This window comes from Trinickia terrae (assembly GCF_005144415.1).
In the GTDB taxonomy this organism is placed as follows: Bacteria; Pseudomonadota; Gammaproteobacteria; order Burkholderiales; family Burkholderiaceae; genus Trinickia_A; species Trinickia_A terrae.
Genome location: NZ_SWJE01000017.1, coordinates 116402 through 133954, shown reverse-complemented (window position 1 = coordinate 133954; position 17553 = coordinate 116402). Strand labels below are relative to the sequence as shown.

The 17553-nt window shown below is 66.8% G+C and carries 17 protein-coding genes; 11 read left to right on the top strand and 6 right to left on the bottom strand.

All coding sequences use genetic code 11. From position 1 onward, the window contains the following. Nucleotides 1–311 precede the first annotated feature (311 nt). A complete protein-coding gene (locus FAZ69_RS27505) occupies nucleotides 312–737 on the bottom strand; it encodes a phasin family protein (protein ID WP_136898254.1) in 426 nt (141 codons plus the stop codon). Nucleotides 738–932: 195 nt separating this feature from the next. On the opposite strand from FAZ69_RS27505, the gene FAZ69_RS27500 reads away from it, so the two are divergent. After that, a complete protein-coding gene (locus FAZ69_RS27500) occupies nucleotides 933–2105 on the top strand; it encodes a patatin-like phospholipase family protein (protein ID WP_136898253.1) in 1173 nt (390 codons plus the stop codon). Between the two features lies 1 nt (nucleotide 2106). After that, nucleotides 2107–3384, top strand: a complete 1278-nt coding sequence (locus FAZ69_RS27495) for an FUSC family protein (protein WP_240702486.1) — start codon at nucleotides 2107–2109, stop codon at nucleotides 3382–3384. Nucleotides 3385–3435: 51 nt separating this feature from the next. On the opposite strand, the gene FAZ69_RS27490 is transcribed toward FAZ69_RS27495, so the two are convergent. Further along, nucleotides 3436–4161, bottom strand: coding sequence for a pirin family protein (locus FAZ69_RS27490; RefSeq protein ID WP_136898251.1), 726 nt, complete (start codon nucleotides 4159–4161; stop codon nucleotides 3436–3438). 144 nt (nucleotides 4162–4305) lie between these two features. On the opposite strand from FAZ69_RS27490, the gene FAZ69_RS27485 reads away from it, so the two are divergent. After that, on the top strand, nucleotides 4306–5196 hold the full coding sequence (locus FAZ69_RS27485) for a LysR family transcriptional regulator (protein WP_136898250.1): 891 nt from the start codon (nucleotides 4306–4308) through the stop codon (nucleotides 5194–5196). 15 nt (nucleotides 5197–5211) lie between these two features. Here the strand turns inward: FAZ69_RS27485 and FAZ69_RS27480 are convergent, their stop codons facing one another. Continuing rightward, nucleotides 5212–5901, bottom strand: coding sequence for a TetR/AcrR family transcriptional regulator (locus FAZ69_RS27480; RefSeq protein WP_136898249.1), 690 nt, complete (start codon nucleotides 5899–5901; stop codon nucleotides 5212–5214). A 382-nt stretch (nucleotides 5902–6283) separates the two neighbouring features. Here FAZ69_RS27480 and FAZ69_RS27475 point away from each other — a divergent pair, with 382 nt between their 5' ends. The 7 genes from FAZ69_RS27475 (at nucleotide 6284) to FAZ69_RS27445 (ending at nucleotide 14301) form a co-directional block, all read left to right on the top strand. Continuing rightward, a complete protein-coding gene (locus FAZ69_RS27475) occupies nucleotides 6284–7552 on the top strand; it encodes a Zn-dependent hydrolase (RefSeq protein ID WP_136898248.1) in 1269 nt (422 codons plus the stop codon). Between the two features lie 157 nt (nucleotides 7553–7709). Further along, entirely contained in the window at nucleotides 7710–9074 is a 1365-nt protein-coding gene (locus FAZ69_RS27470) for an NAD(P)-dependent oxidoreductase (RefSeq protein ID WP_136898247.1), read from the top strand. A 72-nt stretch (nucleotides 9075–9146) separates the two neighbouring features. Continuing rightward, nucleotides 9147–10424, top strand: a complete 1278-nt coding sequence (preA, locus tag FAZ69_RS27465) for an NAD-dependent dihydropyrimidine dehydrogenase subunit PreA (protein WP_136898246.1) — start codon at nucleotides 9147–9149, stop codon at nucleotides 10422–10424. 29 nt (nucleotides 10425–10453) lie between these two features. Next, nucleotides 10454–11965 carry an NCS1 family nucleobase:cation symporter-1 gene (locus FAZ69_RS27460; protein WP_136898245.1) on the top strand — a complete coding sequence of 504 codons (1512 nt, stop codon included), beginning with the start codon at nucleotides 10454–10456 and terminating at the stop codon, nucleotides 11963–11965. Nucleotides 11966–12021: 56 nt separating this feature from the next. Further along, nucleotides 12022–13473 (top strand): dihydropyrimidinase, encoded by a 1452-nt coding sequence (hydA, locus tag FAZ69_RS27455; protein WP_136898244.1) that lies wholly within the window; start codon nucleotides 12022–12024, stop codon nucleotides 13471–13473. Between the two features lie 88 nt (nucleotides 13474–13561). Then, entirely contained in the window at nucleotides 13562–13954 is a 393-nt protein-coding gene (locus FAZ69_RS27450; protein WP_136898243.1) for a hypothetical protein, read from the top strand. 122 nt (nucleotides 13955–14076) lie between these two features. After that, complete coding sequence (locus tag FAZ69_RS27445) at nucleotides 14077–14301, top strand: hypothetical protein (protein ID WP_240702485.1); 225 nt, start codon at nucleotides 14077–14079, stop codon at nucleotides 14299–14301. A gap of 43 nt (nucleotides 14302–14344) precedes the next feature. Here the strand turns inward: FAZ69_RS27445 and FAZ69_RS27440 are convergent, their stop codons facing one another. Continuing rightward, nucleotides 14345–14917, bottom strand: coding sequence for a hydrolase (locus tag FAZ69_RS27440; RefSeq protein WP_136898241.1), 573 nt, complete (start codon nucleotides 14915–14917; stop codon nucleotides 14345–14347). 58 nt (nucleotides 14918–14975) lie between these two features. Here FAZ69_RS27440 and FAZ69_RS27435 point away from each other — a divergent pair, with 58 nt between their 5' ends. Continuing rightward, the gene (locus FAZ69_RS27435) at nucleotides 14976–15584 is read left to right on the top strand and encodes a TetR/AcrR family transcriptional regulator (protein ID WP_240702484.1); all 609 of its coding nucleotides are present in this window, start codon (nucleotides 14976–14978) and stop codon (nucleotides 15582–15584) included. Between the two features lie 46 nt (nucleotides 15585–15630). On the opposite strand, the gene FAZ69_RS27430 is transcribed toward FAZ69_RS27435, so the two are convergent. Together FAZ69_RS27430 and FAZ69_RS27425 are read right to left on the bottom strand one after the other, a co-directional pair. Then, nucleotides 15631–16884 (bottom strand): DUF3443 domain-containing protein, encoded by a 1254-nt coding sequence (locus FAZ69_RS27430; protein WP_136898239.1) that lies wholly within the window; start codon nucleotides 16882–16884, stop codon nucleotides 15631–15633. Nucleotides 16885–16894: 10 nt separating this feature from the next. Beyond that, a complete protein-coding gene (locus tag FAZ69_RS27425) occupies nucleotides 16895–17368 on the bottom strand; it encodes a DUF2844 domain-containing protein (RefSeq protein ID WP_136898238.1) in 474 nt (157 codons plus the stop codon). Nucleotides 17369–17553: the final 185 nt, after the last annotated feature.

Here is a 17553-nt window from a genome sequence, read left to right as displayed (position 1 = left end):
CGTGCGTCTGCGAACTTGGCGAAGACGAACAGCAGCGCAATCGCGAACGGACTGGCAACGAAAAAAGCGGTCAACATGGTCGTGCTCCCCGGGGCTTTTTTTCGATTTTTCCCGGGAATCTTATGCCGCATCGGGCTCGCGACAGTGTGCGAGAGGCCACGCTTGCGCTCGAGTGTGGCAGGGGCCGGCGCCGGCGTCGGACACCGGGCGGTGTCCGACGTATCCGGCGGGGCAAATCGTCATACCATCCTGCGCCGGCGTTTGCTCGGCTTCGGCGGTTGCCGCGGTGGGGAGGGGCGCCGCATGGCGGGTCAGGGCTTCTTGGCCTGCAAGAGCGCCTTCAATTCCTCGACATGCTCCGACACGCGCTTGCTCACCACGGCAAAGCTGTCGGACTGCGTCCTGTAGGCCGTATCGGCGAGCTCCTGCATGTCGGCCAGGGCCTTATGCAGCGCCTGCTGAACCAGCTCGCCCGCGCCTGCCTGCGGCGTGGCGCCCGATTGCGCCAGTTGCGTGACGAGCGACTGGACCTGGGACATCGTCGATTGCAGGATTTCGGCCTGCTTGCGGCCGAGCGCCTGGATTCCGGAGAGCGCCGTCGCGTTGGCGGCCGCCAGGGCCTCGATGTCCTTGCGCTGCGACTCCATGACGGAGGAGACGTCGATGCCGGGCAGCTTGAACTGCTCGATCATCTTTGCGTACTCGTTGAACAGGTTGTTGGGATTGGTCGATTCCATGATCACGTCTCCGAAAGGGCTGCTGGGTTGAGATAGATGCGGATAGATGCGGGTGCGGACATCGCGTAAATGGTACCGCGTCTGATCTATGCTATGCGTGCGACGTCTCGCGAGCCGGTGGTTCGCCGGGGCCGCATGCAGACAGCCCGGCGCGGGACATCCGCATGACTTCTTCACGCATCGACGGAGGCGCTCATGACGCAAGACGCACCCAGCGGCACGAAGGAACCACGGCAGGAACGAAAGGACGAGCCGGACTCGTCGGCGTGCGCCGACATCCCTGGGCAGATCGTGTTCGTGCTGCAAGGCGGCGGGGCGCTGGGCGCGTATCAGGCGGGCGTCTATGAAGCGCTGCACGACGCAGGCATCGAGCCGGACTGGGTGATCGGCACGTCGATCGGAGCAATCAACGGCGCAATCGTAGCCGGCAATCCACGCGAGCAACGGCTCGCGCGGCTCAAGCAATTCTGGCATCGCGTCGCCTATCCCGGCAGCGCGACGGGCGGCTGGCTCCCGTACTGGGACGACTGGCTGCGCAATGTCGCGATCATGACGCGAGGCATTGCGCCGTTTTTCACGCCGCGCCCGGAAGCCTGGCTTGGGCTGCATACGCCGGTCGGGCTCGACAAGGCCGCGTTCTATTCGACCGAGCCGCTGCGCGAGACGCTCGCCTCGCTCGTCGACTTCGACTACCTGAACGCCAAGGAGAAGGCGATCCGGCTGACGGTCGGCGCGGTCAGCGTGGCGGGCGGCCGGATGCGCTACTTCACGAATCGCGACGCGGCGTTTTCGGTCGATCACGTGATGGCGTCGGCGGCGTTTCCGCCGGGCTTTCCGTCGGTGCGCGTCGACGGCGAGACGTACTGGGACGGCGGCATCTACTCGAACACGCCGCTCGAAGCGGTGCTCGACGATCATCCGCGCCGCAGCTCGGTGATCTTCGCGGTGCAGCTGTGGCCCTCCAACGGGCCCGAGCCGGTGTCGATCTGGCAGGCGATGGGGCGGCAGCGCGACATCCAGTACTCGAGCCGCGCCGAGAGCCACCTCGAGCGGCAGCGGCAGATCCACCGGCTGCGTCACGTGATTCGCGAGCTGGCGAGCCATATTTCCGACGCGGAGCGCGATTCTCCGGCGGTCCAGGAACTGCTCGCGTGGGGCTGCGGCACGACGATGCGCGTGATCGAGCTCGACGCGCCGTGTTTCGGAGGCGACGATCTGCACAAGGACATCGACTTTTCGGCGAACGGCATCGAGCGCCGCTGGGCGGTCGGCTATGACGACACGGTGCGCATGCTCCAGCGCGCGCCCTGGCGCGAGGAGCCCGATCCGATGGAGGGGATCGCCGTGTATCGGATGGAGCGGGGCTGAGTTGGGCTGGGCCGAGCCTTTCGTCGCGCATGCCGTCGAGGTGTCGCGCGACGCCGCGCTGGCGCTTGCGCGCGAACTGGCTGCATGGCGGGCGTCGCGGGAGCGCGTGGCGTTCGCGGCCAAGGTCACGTGCTCGGTCGCGCTCGCGGTGCTCGCCGCGCATGCGCTGCATCTCTCGAATACGTGGTGGGCGGCGATCACCGGCTACACGGTGATGCAAAGCTCGCTCGCCGGCTCCGTGCTGCGCGGCTTTCATCGCGTCCTCGGTACCGTGCTCGGCGCGCTCGTTGGCGCGCTCGCGGGGACCTGGACCGGCGGCCTGCCGTGGCTCTTCGTGCCGGTGCTCGGTGTGTTCGGCGGCGCGTGCGTCTATCGGGCGATCGGTTCGCAGGCGAGCTACGCGTGGATACTCGGCGCGATCACGGCGCTGATGGTCGCGTTCCAGGCGCACATCCTCGTCACGATGAAGGCGAGCGCGGCGTTCGCGGCCTTGCGCGTGATCGAGGTGATCGTCGGGACGCTGGCGTGCGTGGCGGTGTCGGCGATGTTTCATCTCGGCGGCGTGCATCGCGGGATCAAGTGGCGGGAGCAGGGATGGGGCGTGTCCTGGGCGGTGCACCGCGCTTGGCTGGCTCGCGTGGCGCAGGCAGTGCGCGGCAAGTTCCGGCCGGCGCCGGCGGCCGAGGAAACCGCGGCGCCTTCGCCTTCACCCGCCGCGCCTTCTGCGTTGGGCTCCGCTCCCGTCGTCACGCTCGATCCGCCGTCGTTCCAGGCCGCGCGCAAGCGCCTGGCGATGCAGGCGGGCGTATCGGTCGCGATACTTGCGGCGCTTGCCTACGTGCTAGACCTGCCGGGCTTCGCGCAGGCGATGGTGACGACGATCGCCGTGGTGGCGCTGCCGGCCGCGTCGATCGCCGACGATACGACCCGGCCCGTGCTCGAGAAAATGATCCAGCGCTTCGTAGGCTGCCTGCTGGCGGGCGTCATCGCCGTCGCGTTGCTGCCGCTTCTGCGCGGCGAGACCATCCCTTGCATGATCGCGCTCGTGCTCGGCGTTTGGGCGGGGTGTCATCTGCAGACCGGCAAGGAGGGGGCGAGCTACGTGGGGCGTCAGTTCACGATCGCGTTCATCATGGTGTTCGTGCAGGACCATCACTGGTCGGCCGACCCGAAGCCCGCGCTGCTGCGGCTCGCCGGCATCCTGACCGGCATCGTCGTGATCAGCGGCGTAATGCTTGCGACCGCGGGACGCGTTGACGGCGCCACGCCTCGGACGTAGCGCCGTCAAAACTTCAAAAAACAGTGAGATCTGGGGAGGGACGGGCTTCGCTCAGGCGAACATGTCCGAGAGCTCGTTGCCGCGCAGATCGAAGGCGAGCACTTCGGCATCGCGCCCTTCGCTGAACGTCAGCAAGTCCTCGTTGCGCACGCGCGCGCCGTCGCCTTCGTTCAGGCGCACGCCGTTCACGACGACCGAGCCGCGCGCGACATGCACATACGCGTACCGTCCGGCTTGCAACGGCAGCCGCGCGCTTTCGTTCCCGTCGAAGAGCCCGGCATACACGCGAGCGTCTTGCCGCAGCGCAAGCGAGCCATCCTCGCCTTCCGGCGACAGCACGAGCTTGAGCGTCCCGCGCTTGTCCGCAGCGGAGTAGTTCTGCTGCTGATAGCGAGGCGTCGCGCCTTTCTCCGACGGCACGATCCAGATCTGCAGGAAATGCACGGGCTCGTTCGCCGAATGGTTGTACTCGCTGTGCGCGACGCCGGTGCCCGCGCTCATCAGCTGCACGTCGCCGGGCACGATGACGGAACCCGTGCCCATCGAATCCTTGTGCTCGAGCGCGCCTTCCAGGACGTAGGAGAAGATCTCCATGTCGCGATGCGGGTGCTTGCCGAAGCCGCGGCCGGGCGCGACGCGATCGTCGTTGATGACGAGCAGGTCGGAAAAGCCGATTTGCTTCGGATCGTAGTAGTTGGCGAACGAGAACGTGTGGCGCGAGCTGAGCCAGCCATGCTCGGCGTGGCCGCGTTGGTCGGCGTGTCGGACTTCGATCATGGAAACCTCCGTCGTTGGGGAAGGGCATCGGTCAGAACGCTGCCCTGATGCGTTGACGAAAGTGTAGGTCAATCAACGGACATATAATCACGCCATCAAGAGAATCAATGTCTCATTCAAGTTGACAATCGAGCGGGCCCAACCATGCAACTGGAAGACATGCGGATCTTCGTCGCGACCGTCGATGCACACAGCTTCACGGCGGCGGCGAACCGCCTGCAGCTGTCGAAGCAGTTCGTCAGCAGGCGCGTGGCGGCGCTCGAGGAGAGCCTCGGTGCACGCCTGTTGGTGCGCAATACGCGCAAGCTCGCGGTGACCGATCTCGGCTATGAGTTCTACGCTCGCGCGCGGCGCATTCTCGCGGAGGTGTCCGACGCCGAGCAGGCGATGTCGGCGCAGCGCGCCGAGCCGCGCGGCCTCTTGCGCGTGAGCGTGCCGATGTCGTTCGGCGTGATCCACCTCTCGCCGCTCGTCGCCGAGTTCCTGCGCGCGCATCCGGACGTGCGCTTCGACGTGGAGCTGTCGGACCGGATCGCCGACGTGGTCGGCGAGGGGTTCGACATGGCGGTGCGGATCGGCACGCTCGCCGATTCGACACTCGTCGCGCAAAAGCTCGCTGACGCCAGGATGATCGCGTGCTGCAGCCCCGGCTATAAGCGCAGGCGGCGCGCGCCCGCGACGCCCGCCGAGCTGGAGCGCCACGCGTGCCTGCTGTATGGACAGGAAGGCCGCACGGGATGGGAGTTCGTCGTCGGCGGCGAGCGCCAGCTGTTCGACGTGCGCGGGCCGCTGCACGCCAACAACGGCGAGATGATCCGCGACGCCGCCGCCGCGGGGCTCGGCATTGCGCTGCTGCCGGAATTCATCGTCGCCGAGGCGCTCGCGAGCGGCAGGCTCGTCGAAGTGCTGCAGGACTATGCGCTGTCGTCGATCACGGTCTATGCCGTGTATCCCCAGCATCGCCAGAGTTCGGTGACGATCCGCGCGTTCACGCAGTTCTTGCGCGAGCAGTTGGCGAAGAGGCTGGGGGCGTGAAGCGGAGGGGCTGAATCAGGCGTCGCCGGGCGACTTCGCTCCGCAAGCCCGGATGATCAGCGCGACGACTTCCTCGGTCGCCGCATCGAACGCCTTCTTCGACAGCGCGCGCTTGCCCGCCAGCGCCTGGATCTGCGCATCGAAATCCGCGTAGTGCTGCGTGACGGCCCAGATCATGTAGAGCAGCGTGCGTGCATCGATCGGCGCCAAGAGCCCCCGCGCGACCCATTCGTTGACCACCGCGACGCGCGATTCCATCCACGGCTTCACGCGCTCGGACAAGATGTCCTGCATGTGCGTCGCGCCCTGGATGATCTCGCTCGCCCACACCTTCGAGCCGAGCGGACGACGCCGCGAGAGCGCCATCTTCGCGCGCACGTAGCCGCCGATCGCCTCCACCGGGTCGTCGCTGCATTCGAACGTGTCGGCGGCGCGATGCCATTCCTCGAAGACGTCGTCGAGCACGCGGCGATAGAGATCGAGCTTGGTCGGGAAGTAGTAGTGGAGGTTGGCCTTCGGCAGGCCGGCGCGCTCCGCGATCATGGCGGTGCTCGCACCCTCGAGCCCGCGTTCGGCGAAGACCGCCTCCGCACAGGCGAGCAAGTGCGCTTCATTGGTGTGACGAATGTCCGCCTTGCGGCGCCGCATCGGCTTTGCCGCCGCTTCGGGTTCGCGGTCGACTGCACGCGTTTCATCGATCTTCATTATCGGCCTCGTTTGGCTTGCCTGCCGCGTCGCGGCTCATTGTAGTCGCAATATCGCTGCCCGCGAGAGGCATGCCGCACGCGGCGCCCGGCTCTGCTGCAGCGCAATGGCATGCTTTTCGCTGGGTTGGAACGCATTGAAATATCGAGAAGTATGGTCTACAACCTGTCCAATCGGACAGGATTGGAGAAGCCGGAAACGGGCGCTGGCCACGGCGCCCGGCGCGTGCACCGGCGCTGGGCGAAACGCCCCAAAACCCGACGTGCGGGCGTTCGGCGTGCACATGCCCGGCGCACGCAGCGTGCGCCACATGACGGACAGGCGGAGCCAATCCGCCATGCTTCGGGAAGGACCTTCCGTAAGGATAAAAGGAGAGAGGCAGATGAGCGCAGTGACGGAGCAAGGTGTGGAGGCGCAGATCAAGGTGAACGGCCAGCGTCTGTGGGACAGCCTCATGAGGATGGCAAAGATCGGCGCGACACCTAAAGGCGGCGTTTGCCGCCTCGCGCTGACCGATCTCGACCGCGAAGGCCGTGACCTGATCGTGAGCTGGGCGAAGGAAGCCGGCTGCACGGTCTCGGTCGATCAGATGGGCAACGTGTTCATGCGGCGCGCCGGCCGTCACCGCGAAGCCGCGCCCGTGATGACCGGCTCGCACGCCGATTCGCAGCCGACGGGCGGACGTTTCGACGGCATCTACGGCGTGCTGGGCGGGCTCGAAGTGATCCGCAGCCTCAACGATCACGGCATCGAGACCGAGCATCCCGTCGAAGTCGTGATCTGGACCAACGAAGAGGGCTCGCGCTTTGCGCCGGCGATGGTGGCTTCGGGCGTGTTCGCGGGTGTCTTCACGCTCGAATACGGCCTCTCGCGCAAGGACGTCGACGGCAAGACAATCGGCGAAGAGTTGAAGCGCATCGGCTACGCGGGCGACGTGCCGTGCGGCGGCCGTCCGATCCACGCCGCGTTCGAGCTGCATATCGAGCAAGGGCCGATTCTCGAAGCGGAGAAGAAGACGATCGGCGTGGTCACCGACGCGCAAGGCCAGCGCTGGTACGAAGTCGTGCTGACGGGCCAGGAGGCCCACGCGGGCCCGACGCCGATGCCGCGCCGCCGCGACGCGCTGCTGGGAGCGGCGCGCGTCGTCGATCTCGTGAACCGCATCGGGCTCGATCACGCGCCGTTCGCGTGCGCGACGGTCGGCATGATGCAGGTGCATCCGAACTCGCGCAACGTGATTCCCGGGCGCGTGTTCTTCACGGTCGATTTCCGTCATCCCGACGATGCGGTGCTGGCGCAGATGGACATCGACTTGCGCAAGGGCATCGCGCGCATCGCGGATGAGATCGGCCTGCAAACACAGCTCGACCAGATCTTCTATTACGCGCCCATTGCGTTCGACGCGGCGTGCGTGAAGTCGGTGCGGCGCGCCGCTGAGCGCTTCGGCTATGCGAGCCGCGACATCGTCTCGGGCGCGGGCCACGACGCCTGCTATCTGGCGCAGGTCGCGCCGACGTCGATGGTGTTCGTGCCGTGCGTCGACGGCATCAGCCACAACGAGATCGAGGACGCGACGCCCGAGTGGATCGAGGCCGGCGCGAACGTGTTGCTGCACGCGATGCTGGAACGTGCGTGCGAGCCGGTTTCATGAGCGTTCGTCGGCCGCTTGATCCAAGCGGCCGACATGGTGTTGAACGATTTAACCGCTAGTTCCAGGCGTATTCAGAACGTTGAATCAGACCTTGTTTCCGGTTTCGCGCCTGCGAAGCCGGCGGACGCCGTTGGTCCTTTTTCGTGTAGGAGCGCGCATGACCATGAAGGAAACCGGCGATATCGCCGCTGGCCGTCTCGACGCCGGGCAACTGGCCTGCCAGTTCGCCGACATCGCGCCGCTGCTCGACCCCGGCGCTGCCGCGATCGCCGCGAGCCGCTGCCACTACTGCTACGACGCGCCTTGCGTGCAGGCCTGCCCGACGCAAATCGATATCCCGAGCTTTATCCGCAAGATCGGCAACGGCAACCTGAAGGGCGCGGCGCTCGACATCCTCTCGGCGAATCCGCTCGGCGGAATGTGCGCGCGCGTGTGCCCGACCGAGATCCTGTGCGAAGGCGCTTGCGTGCGCAACCATCAGGACGGCAAGCCGGTGACGATCGGCGCATTGCAGCGGCATGCGACCGATTGGGCGATGGCGCGCGGCGAGGCGCTGTTCAAGCGCGCGGCGGATAGCGGGCGGCATGTCGCCGTGGTCGGCGCGGGGCCGGCGGGGCTTGCGTGCGCGCATCGTCTCGCGTTGGCGGGGCATCGCGTGACACTGTTCGACGCGCATGAGAAGGGCGGCGGTCTCAACGAGTTCGGCATCGCGGCCTACAAGACCGTCGACGACTTCGCTCGACGCGAAGTCGAATGGCTGCTGTCGGTGGGCGGCATCGAACTGCGCACGGGCGTCGTCATGGGCCGCGACGTGAGCCTCGCCGAGTTGCGCCAGCAGCACGACGCGGTGTTTCTCGCCATCGGGCTCGCGGGCGTGAAAGCGCTCGGCGTCGAAGGCGAAACGCTGGAGGGCGTGCTCGATGCGGTCGACTTCATCGCGCGGCTGCGCCAGTCGACCGATCTCTCGACCTTGCCCGTAGGCCGCCGGGTGGTCGTGATCGGCGGTGGCAATACCGCCGTCGATGCCGCCGTGCAGAGCAAAAAGCTCGGCGCGCAGAGCGTGACGATGGCATACCGGCGCGGCGTTCAGGCGATGAGCGCGACCTGGGCCGAGCGCGAGTTCGCGCAGACACAGGGCGTCTCGCTAGTCCTCAACGCGCGGCCGGTGCGCGTGCTCGGCGACGGCAAGCGCGTCACGGGCGTCGAATTCGAATGGACGCGTGAAGACGCGGATGGGCGCATCGCCGGCACGGGCGAATGCTTCGTGATCGAAGCCGACATGGTGCTCAAGGCGATCGGACAGACGCTCGTTGCTGCCGGTATCGATCGAGAGATCCTGGGGCTCGACGGCGCACGTATCGCGGTCGACGGCGAATGCCGCACCTCGCTCGCCGACGTCTGGGCCGGCGGCGATTGCGCCGCGACCGGGCTCGATTTGACCGTGCAGTCGGTGCAGGACGGCAAGCTCGCGGCGGCCTCGATCGATCGCATGTTCGCGCGAACGGCTGCGTGCGCGGCCTGAGCGCGACGCCGCATTGCGCACCCGCAGCTGGCGCGCACGCCAGGAAAACGACACATCCCCACGGAGCCGAACATGGCCGATCTTCGCTGCACGATAGCCGGCATCACGTCGCCGAACCCCTTCTGGCTCGCCTCCGCGCCGCCGACCGACAAGGCCTACAACGTCAACCGCGCGTTCGAGGCGGGTTGGGGCGGTGTGGTCTGGAAGACGCTCGGGCTCGATCCCCACGTCGTCAACGTCAGCTCGCGCTACGGCGCGGTGCAATGGAACGGCCAGCGCATCGCGGGCCTGAACAACATCGAGCTGATCACCGACCGTCCGCTCGACGTCAACCTGCGCGAGATCGCGCAAGTGAAGCGCGACTGGCCCGACCGCGCATTGATCGTCTCGCTGATGGTGCCTTGCAACGAGCGCGACTGGAAATGGATCCTCCCGCAAGTCGAAGACACGGGCGCCGATGCGGTCGAGCTGAACTTCGGCTGCCCGCACGGGATGAGCGAGCGGGGCATGGGCTCGGCGGTAGGCCAGGTGCCCGAGTACATCGAGATGGTCACGCGCTGGGTGAAGGAGGGCACGCGCCTGCCGTGCCTCGTGAAGCTCACGCCGAACATCACCGACATCCGCTTAGGCTCGCGCGCCGCCTACAAGGGCGGCGCGGACGGCGTCTCGCTGATCAACACGATCAACTCGATCGTCGCGGTCGATCTCGACCAGATGGCGCCGATACCCACCGTCGACGGCAAGGGCACGCACGGCGGCTACTGCGGGCCGGCGGTCAAGCCGATCGCGCTGAACATGGTCGCCGAGATCGCGCGCGATGAGCAAACGCCCGGGCTGCCGATCTCCGGCATCGGCGGCATCACGACCTGGCGCGACGCGGCCGAGTTCATGGTGCTCGGCGCCGGCAGCGTGCAGGTCTGCACGGCGGCGATGCACTACGGCTTCAGGATCGTCTCGGACCTCGCGGACGGTCTCGCGAACTGGATGGACGAGAAGGGCTACGCGACGCTCGACGACTTTCGCGGCCGCGCGGTGCCGAACGTCACCGACTGGAAGTACCTGAACCTCAAGTACGACATCAAGGCGCGCATCGACCAGGACCGCTGCATCCAGTGCGGGCTCTGCCACATCGCCTGCGAGGACACGTCGCATCAGGCGATTACGCGAGAAAAAGACGGCGTGCGGCGCTTCGAGGTGATCGACGAGAACTGCGTCGGGTGCAATTTATGCATGCACGTGTGCCCGGTCGAGGAGTGCATCACGATGGAGCGCGTCGACAGCGGGGAATACGCGAACTGGACGGCGCATCCGAACAACCCGGCGCGCCAGCCTATCAACGCTAACGACTAACGACGACATCGACAATTGGAGAACCGTCAATGAACCAACCTGCCGGAACCAGCGAAACACTGACGCAATCGGGCGTGTCAGGCAGCACGCTCTACAACGACGACCTCGCGCCGACGGGCCACGCGCAGCGCACCTGGAAGTGGTATCACTTCGCGGCGCTGTGGGTCGGCATGGTGATGAACATCGCGTCGTACATGCTCGCCGCGGGGCTGACCGAGCAGGGCATGTCGCCATGGCAGGCGGTGCTGACGGTGCTGCTCGGCAACACGATCGTGCTCGTGCCGATGCTCCTGATCGGCCACGCGGGCGCAAAGCACGGCATTCCCTACGCGGTGCTGGTGCGCTCATCGTTCGGCACGCAGGGCGCGAAGCTGCCTGCGCTGTTGCGCGCGATCGTCGCGTGCGGCTGGTACGGGATCCAGACCTGGCTCGGCGGCAGCGCGATCTACACGCTCCTGAACATCCTCACCGGCAACGCGCTGCAAGGCGCGCCGCTCGCCGTGATCGGCATCTCGGCGGGACAGGCCGCGTGCTTCCTGTTCTTCTGGGGCATCCAGATCTACTTCATCGTCAACGGCACCGATTCGATCCGCTGGCTCGAAAGCTGGTCCGCGCCGATCAAGGTCGTGATGTGCGTTGTGCTCGTCTGGTGGGCGACCTCGAAGGCGGGCGGCGTGGGCTCGATGCTCTCGACGCCGTCTCAGTTCGTCGCGGGCGGCAAGAAGGCGGGCCTCTTCTGGGCGACGTTCTGGCCGAGCCTGACCGCAATGGTCGGCTTCTGGGCGACGCTCGCGCTCAACATCCCCGACTTCACGCGCTTCGCGAAGACTCAGCGCGACCAGATGACCGGGCAGGCGATTGGCCTGCCGCTGCCGATGGCGCTGCTCTCGGTGATCTCGGTGGTGGTGACCTCGGCGACCGTGGTGATCTACGGCAAGGCGATCTGGGACCCGATCGACCTGACGAGCCGAATGACGGGCATCGGCGTCGGCATCGCGCTCGTGATCCTCACGCTCGACACGATGTGCTGCAACCTCGCCGCGAACTTGGTCGGCCCCGCCTACGATTTTTCGAGCCTGTGGCCGAAGGGCATTTCGTACAAGACGGGCGGCCTCATCACCGCGACGATCGCGATCGTGATGATGCCGTGGAAGATCCTCGCGACGACGCAGGGCTACATCTTCACGTGGCTCGTCGGCTACTCGGCGTTGCTGGGCCCGGTGGCGGGGATCATGATGGTCGACTACTTCCTCGTGCGCGGCACGCGGCTCGATCATGCGGAGCTGTTCGACGAGAACGGCGAGTACGCGTATACGGGCGGCTGGAACATCGCGGCGGTTGTCGCGCTCGCGGCCGGCGTGCTGCCGAATCTGCCGGGTTTCCTGAATACCGCGTTCCCTGCCGCGTTCCCGAACGTGCCCGATGCGTTCAAGAGCCTCTATACGTATGCGTGGTTCGTGGGGCTAGTCATCGCGGCGCTCGTCTACGGCGTGTGGATGAAGCTAGGCAAGAGCGCTAGTCCGCGCGTCGCGCGGGCGTAGCGCGGCGCGTTTGCGTCTGCATCGATTGAACATCCAACGAACGAAGGAGACACAGCATGGCAATCCTGATACGCGGCGGTACGGTGATCGACGCCAACGAGACCTATCGCGCCGACGTGCTGTGCAACGACAGCGCGTCGGGCGGCGCCATCGCGCAGATCGGCGCGGACCTCGAAGCGCCAGCCGGGGCGACCGTGATCGACGCGGGCGGCCAGTACGTGATGCCGGGCGGCATCGATCCGCACACGCACATGGAGCTGCCCTTCATGGGCACGACCGCGAGCGACGACTTCTACACCGGCACCGCGGCAGGGTTGTCGGGCGGCACGACGAGCATCATCGATTTCGTGATCCCGAGCCCGAAGCAGCCGCTCATGAGCGCGTTCGAGGAATGGCGCGGCTGGGCAGAGAAGGCCGCCGCCGACTACGGCTTCCACGTCGCGGTCACCTGGTGGGACGAGTCGGTTCATCGCGACATGGGCACGCTCGTGCACGAGCATGGCGTATCGAGCTTCAAGCATTTCATGGCCTACAAGAACGCGATCATGGCCGACGACGAAGTGCTCGTGAACAGCTTCATGCGCGCGCTCGAGCTCGGTGCGCTGCCGACCGTGCACGCCGAGAACGGCGAGCTCGTGTTCCGCCTGCAGCGCGAGCTGCTCGCGCGCGGCTTCACCGGACCCGAGGCGCACCCGCTGTCGCGTCCGCCGGAGGTGGAGGGCGAGGCGGCCAATCGCGCGATCCGCATCGCGCAGGTGCTGGGCGTGCCCGTGTATATCGTGCATGTATCGGCGAAGGACGCGCTCGACGCCATCATCCGCGCGCGCAGCGAAGGGCAGCGCGTGTTCGGCGAAGTGCTTGCCGGCCACCTCGTGATCGACGAATCGGTGTACCGCGATACCGACTGGGGGCGCGCCGCGGCTCACGTGATGAGCCCCCCGTTCCGTACGCAGCAGCACCGCGACGCGCTCTGGCACGGGTTGCAAGCCGGGCACCTGCACACGACGGCTACCGATCACTGCGTCTTCTGCGCCTCGCAGAAGGCGATGGGGCGCGAGGACTTCACGAAGATCCCGAACGGCTGCGGCGGCGTCGAGGACCGCATGTCGGTGCTCTGGCATCACGGCGTGAACACTGGACGCCTGACGCCGAACGAGTTCGTGCGTGTCACGTCGACGAACGCCGCACAGATCTTCAACCTGTACCCGAGGAAGGGCGCGGTCGCCGTGGGCGCGGATGCCGATCTCGTCGTCTGGGACCCGCAGGCCACGAAGACGATCTCGGTCGCGACCCACCACCAGAACGTGGATTTCAACGTGTTCGAGGGGATGACAGTGAAGGGCGTCGCGACGCACACGATTACGCGCGGCCATCTGGCCTGGGCCGACGGCGACCTGCGCGCGCAGCGGGGCGCGGGTCGCTATCTGAAACGGCCGCCGAATCCGGCTTACTTCGAAGCGGTGCGGGTCGCCAACCGGCTGAAGGAGGTCGAGCCGGTCGCGCGGTGAGATTCGGCGCGATGTCCCACGGTTTCCTCGTGCTAGGGAGGGCGGCCGCTAAGCTACAATGACCGCCGCCCTAAAACACGGAATATCGATGAAGACCCGGAATGTGCTGCTCGCGTGCCTTGGCGTTGCGCCCGTCCTGATGACGGGCTGTGCGCTCTATAAGAACCCCAGCGCGTGCGAGCAGCAAATGCGCAGCAGGCTCGCCGAGAAGTCACCGGCCGACAAGCTCTCCATCTCGCATGCGGGTATCGCGATCCGGGGCGAGCGCGTCGTCGTCGAGGGGACGATCGAGAGCCCCCCTGTGGCGGCATCGGCGGCGGTTGCGGCTTCGGCAGCCGCTTCAGCATCGACATCGAAGAAGCCGAAGAAGATCGAGAAGGCCGCCGCGGTCGAGTGCACCTTCAAGGGCGAAGAGCTGGCGTCGTTCCGCTGGCTCGCGCCGGCCGAAATGCTGCCGCCGCCCGACTCCGGCAGCGAATAAGTCTGCCGCCACGCTCGCATCCGCCGGCTCCTCCTGGTCGGTGGTCCTGCCATCCTGGCCACATGGTGCTAGGATTTTTAGTCAAGGCCAGTGACAAAGCGGAGGCGGACATGGACGGTTTCGTGAGACATCAAATCGAAGGCGCTTCCGTCGACATCGAAGTGATTCCTGCCGCACCGCGCGGCTTTGCCGCCCGGTTCCGGATTTTCCGCGACGCCGCGGATGAGGCCGGCTGGCACGCCGTCCATGTGACGAACGGTGCGTTCGACACGGCCCAGGAAGCGGAGGAGGCCGCAAAATCGGTCGCGCTCGCGCGCATCCTGTCGCACGGCGAAAGCCGGCATTGAGCGGCGCCGCGCCGCAAAGCGCGCGGTGCTCGCCTGAAGAGCGTTATCCCAACGCCGCCAGCACGTCGCTCGTCGAGCGCACGTAGCCCATGCGCGGAAAGATGTGCTGCGTGGCAAAGCGGTGCGCGTCCTCGCTGATGCTCGTCATCGCGTCTTCGACGAAAACCAGCTCGTAGCCCTGATCGAACGCGGCGCGAGCCGTCGATTCCACTCCTATGTTCGTTGCGATCCCGCCCAGCATCAAGGTCCGGATACCGCGCCGGCGCAGTTGCTGCTCGAGATCCGTGCCGTAGAACGCGCCCCATTGCCGCTTGGTGACCACCACATCCGACGGTTGCATGCCCGCTTCGGGAACCAGTTCGGACGCCTCGGCGGGAGGCGGCGGCGAGCCCGGCGCGCGCAGCGGCGCGTCGGCGGGCAGATGCAGCAGCTCATGCACGTTCACGCGCACGTAGACGATCGTGCCGCCTTGTTCGCGCAGCTTCTCGGCGAGCTTCGCGCAGCGCTCGACCACGGCGCTGCCGGAATAGGGCGCGAGCGGGCGCCCGACATTGCCGTGCTGGAGGTCGATCAATACGAGGGCAGTGGTCTTGGGATCGAAGGGAATGGGGTTCACGCGATGCTCCTTAATCTGAGGGTAGCCTCAGGTCGAATGATACGCCTAAAATATGAGGATGGTCTCAGATAGCTCGCAAACCAAGAGGCGCGTGCCGCAGCGCGCGCATGGGGAACGCCGGGTAGCGTCGCTGCTCGACGTGGCCGCGGCGGTGTTCGCCGAGCGCGGCTACGACGCCGCCACCATGACAGAGGTCGCCGAGCGCGCCGGGGTGTCGATTGGCGCCGTCTATCAGTATTTCCCGAACAAGCAGGCGCTGGCCCATGCGCTGCGCGTCCAGTACGCCAACGAAATGGATGCGAGCTGGAGCACGCTCGAGACGGCGGCGGAGGGGCTTTCCGTCGCCGAGCTCGTCGAGCGGATCTTCGATTTGCTGATCGAGTTCATGCAGGCGCACCCGGCTTACATCCCGCTCTTGAGCGCGCCGGTCGCCTATGCGCGCGATCCCGCGGCGCGCGACCGCTTGCGCGAGCGCTTCGCCAAGGTATTCCGGCAGCATCATCCCGCGCTGTCTGCCGAAGAGGCCAAACGGATCGCCAACGTGACGCTGCAAGTGGTCAAGGGTCTGAATCCGCTCTACGCCGACGCGAAGCCGCGCGAGCGGCGCGAGCTCGTCGCCGAGTTCAAAAAGGTCGTGACGGCTTATTTGAGCACGCGTCTCGCCTGATGCAAGCGCACGCACCGCACGGGCCCGCGCGGTGCGGAAGGCCGCGTCAGAACGCGTAGAACGGGCCGAGCCCGGCGGGCGTCGGCTGCCCCTGGATCGCGGTGAAGATGCGCCGCCCGTAGAAGAACGGAAGCCCCCAGTCGAAGACACCGCCGATGGGGCCCGCCAGGTTGTCGAATGCCGCGTTGCCGGTGGCGACCAGCGTGCTGCGGTTCGCGACCGAGAACGTCGCCGAGGCGGTGCTGCCGCTTTGGCCGCTGAACGTGGCCGAGAAGGCCTGCTCGGTTGCCGGGCAATACCACGCGCTGCATTGCGTGAGCGACGCGCTGGCGAAGAAGAGCCCGTTCGAGCCGGTGTCGAAAAAGCTTTGCGGGTACGTGGTGCCGCCCGCGACGCTCGTCACGTAGATGGCGCCCGACGAGCTCGGCTGAAGCACCGTCGCGTTGCCGAGCGCGTTGTTGCCCTGGCTGCCGATGCCGAAGATCATCGAGCCGCTGACCGACGGCGCGCCGAGGCCGGCGACGGCGGGCAGGTCGATGATCACGCCGTTGTTGTCGAAGGCGAACCGGCTGACGGGATTGACGACCTGGTTCGCGATGGGCTGCGCGCTCGCGGTGCACGCGCCGCCCGCCGGACATGCGTAGTACCAGCGCGGCAGCGCGGTGTTCGCGCACGACGCGCCGCAATCCGTGCCGAAGAGGCCGATGCCGAGGATGCCGCTGGCGCGCAGGCTGGTGCTGTCCTGCATGGGCACGCCGGTTTGGGCGCAGTCGGAGGCGACGGTCGGCGTCGATGCATCTCCGATCACCTGGATCGGAATGGCCGCGGCGAGCTCGCCCGCAAGCCGGACATCCGCGCTGCGCACGGCGCCCCAGGTGTAGCCGCTGCCGAACACCGCGCATTCGGCGGCCGGGGCGCCGCTGCCGGACGCCACGGCGGGCAGGACCAGGTTCGACGTCAGCGCCGAGGCGAGAATCCGCAAGCCGTAGGAGCCGGTGTCGACCTGGACGTTGTCGATCGTCTGGCATTGCGACGTGTTCGGCGCGCACACGGTGACGCTCGTCATCAGCATGTTGGGCGTGCCGGTCGGCGTCGATGCGACGAAGACGGCCTGGACGTTGGGCGTGGTCGATGGTGTGACCGTCGTGTCCGCAGCGTTCGGTGTGGAGCCGCTGCCGGTGTTCTGGTTCGACGATGCAGCCCCGGCAGTCGAAGAACCAGAACCGCCGCCGCCGCATCCGGCCAGCGCGCCGCAGACGAGGACGCCAAGCGCGATTCCCCGCACGATCTGGGTGAGCATGGCGCGTCTCCTAGCGAAGATCGTCGATCGAGACGCCGGCCGGCAGCGCGTTCGGTAGCCACGCGCGGCCAATGTAGCCGCGCATCTGCCCGCCCGACTCCACGATGAAGTCGCCTCGGGCGACATGGCCCGCATGCCGGCTCGGCGAGCTCGCGGCGCCGGTTTGAAAGGCCTCGAAACGCGCGCCGAGCAGTGTGTGGAGATCGGGCATCGTCGGCCCGCTCCAGGTGTAGGCGACGATCTGGCCGGCTTGGGTGGTGTATTCGCGGATCGTCGTCCCGCCGTCGTCGACGCTCGTCGTGACGTTCAAGACGCTGTCGACGCCGGTCGGCTGGGCGAGCGCGTGGGCGGTGAGGGCGCCATTGGTGGAGAGTCCGGCAGACGGCGCTCGTGCGCCGCCCAACTGGGCGTTGGCGGCGCATGTCGCTGCGGACACGACAAGCGCGGCGAGCCGGGCGGCGAGCGTAGGCGTGACGCTTCTCATATGGCTATCCCCCCAACGTTTTGATATGTCTGATTTTTAAGATGGTGTTTTCACGATAGCACCCGCGGTACGCAAGGCGGCCTTAAGGCCGCGGCGCCGCACGACGCGGCCTCGAAAAAACGCTCGACGACCGGCTCAAGGCCTTGCCCAGCAAGGAAGAGGCGTCTTGTTCCGGTATCCGCCAA

Excerpts from the sequence above, each read along its gene's own strand:
- FAZ69_RS27505 (WP_136898254.1), bottom strand. The coding sequence starts at position 737 with ATGGAATCGACCAATCCCAACAACCTGTTCAACGAGTACGCAAAGATG.
- FAZ69_RS27500 (WP_136898253.1), top strand. The coding sequence starts at position 933 with ATGACGCAAGACGCACCCAGCGGCACGAAGGAACCACGGCAGGAACGA.
- FAZ69_RS27490 (WP_136898251.1), bottom strand. The coding sequence starts at position 4,161 with ATGATCGAAGTCCGACACGCCGACCAACGCGGCCACGCCGAGCATGGC.
- FAZ69_RS27485 (WP_136898250.1), top strand. The coding sequence starts at position 4,306 with ATGCAACTGGAAGACATGCGGATCTTCGTCGCGACCGTCGATGCACAC.
- FAZ69_RS27480 (WP_136898249.1), bottom strand. The coding sequence starts at position 5,901 with ATGAAGATCGATGAAACGCGTGCAGTCGACCGCGAACCCGAAGCGGCG.
- FAZ69_RS27475 (WP_136898248.1), top strand. The coding sequence starts at position 6,284 with ATGAGCGCAGTGACGGAGCAAGGTGTGGAGGCGCAGATCAAGGTGAAC.
- FAZ69_RS27470 (WP_136898247.1), top strand. The coding sequence starts at position 7,710 with ATGACCATGAAGGAAACCGGCGATATCGCCGCTGGCCGTCTCGACGCC.
- preA (WP_136898246.1), top strand. The coding sequence starts at position 9,147 with ATGGCCGATCTTCGCTGCACGATAGCCGGCATCACGTCGCCGAACCCC.
- FAZ69_RS27460 (WP_136898245.1), top strand. The coding sequence starts at position 10,454 with ATGAACCAACCTGCCGGAACCAGCGAAACACTGACGCAATCGGGCGTG.
- hydA (WP_136898244.1), top strand. The coding sequence starts at position 12,022 with ATGGCAATCCTGATACGCGGCGGTACGGTGATCGACGCCAACGAGACC.
- FAZ69_RS27450 (WP_136898243.1), top strand. The coding sequence starts at position 13,562 with ATGAAGACCCGGAATGTGCTGCTCGCGTGCCTTGGCGTTGCGCCCGTC.
- FAZ69_RS27435 (WP_240702484.1), top strand. The coding sequence starts at position 14,976 with ATGGTCTCAGATAGCTCGCAAACCAAGAGGCGCGTGCCGCAGCGCGCG.
- FAZ69_RS27430 (WP_136898239.1), bottom strand. The coding sequence starts at position 16,884 with ATGCTCACCCAGATCGTGCGGGGAATCGCGCTTGGCGTCCTCGTCTGC.
- FAZ69_RS27425 (WP_136898238.1), bottom strand. The coding sequence starts at position 17,368 with ATGAGAAGCGTCACGCCTACGCTCGCCGCCCGGCTCGCCGCGCTTGTC.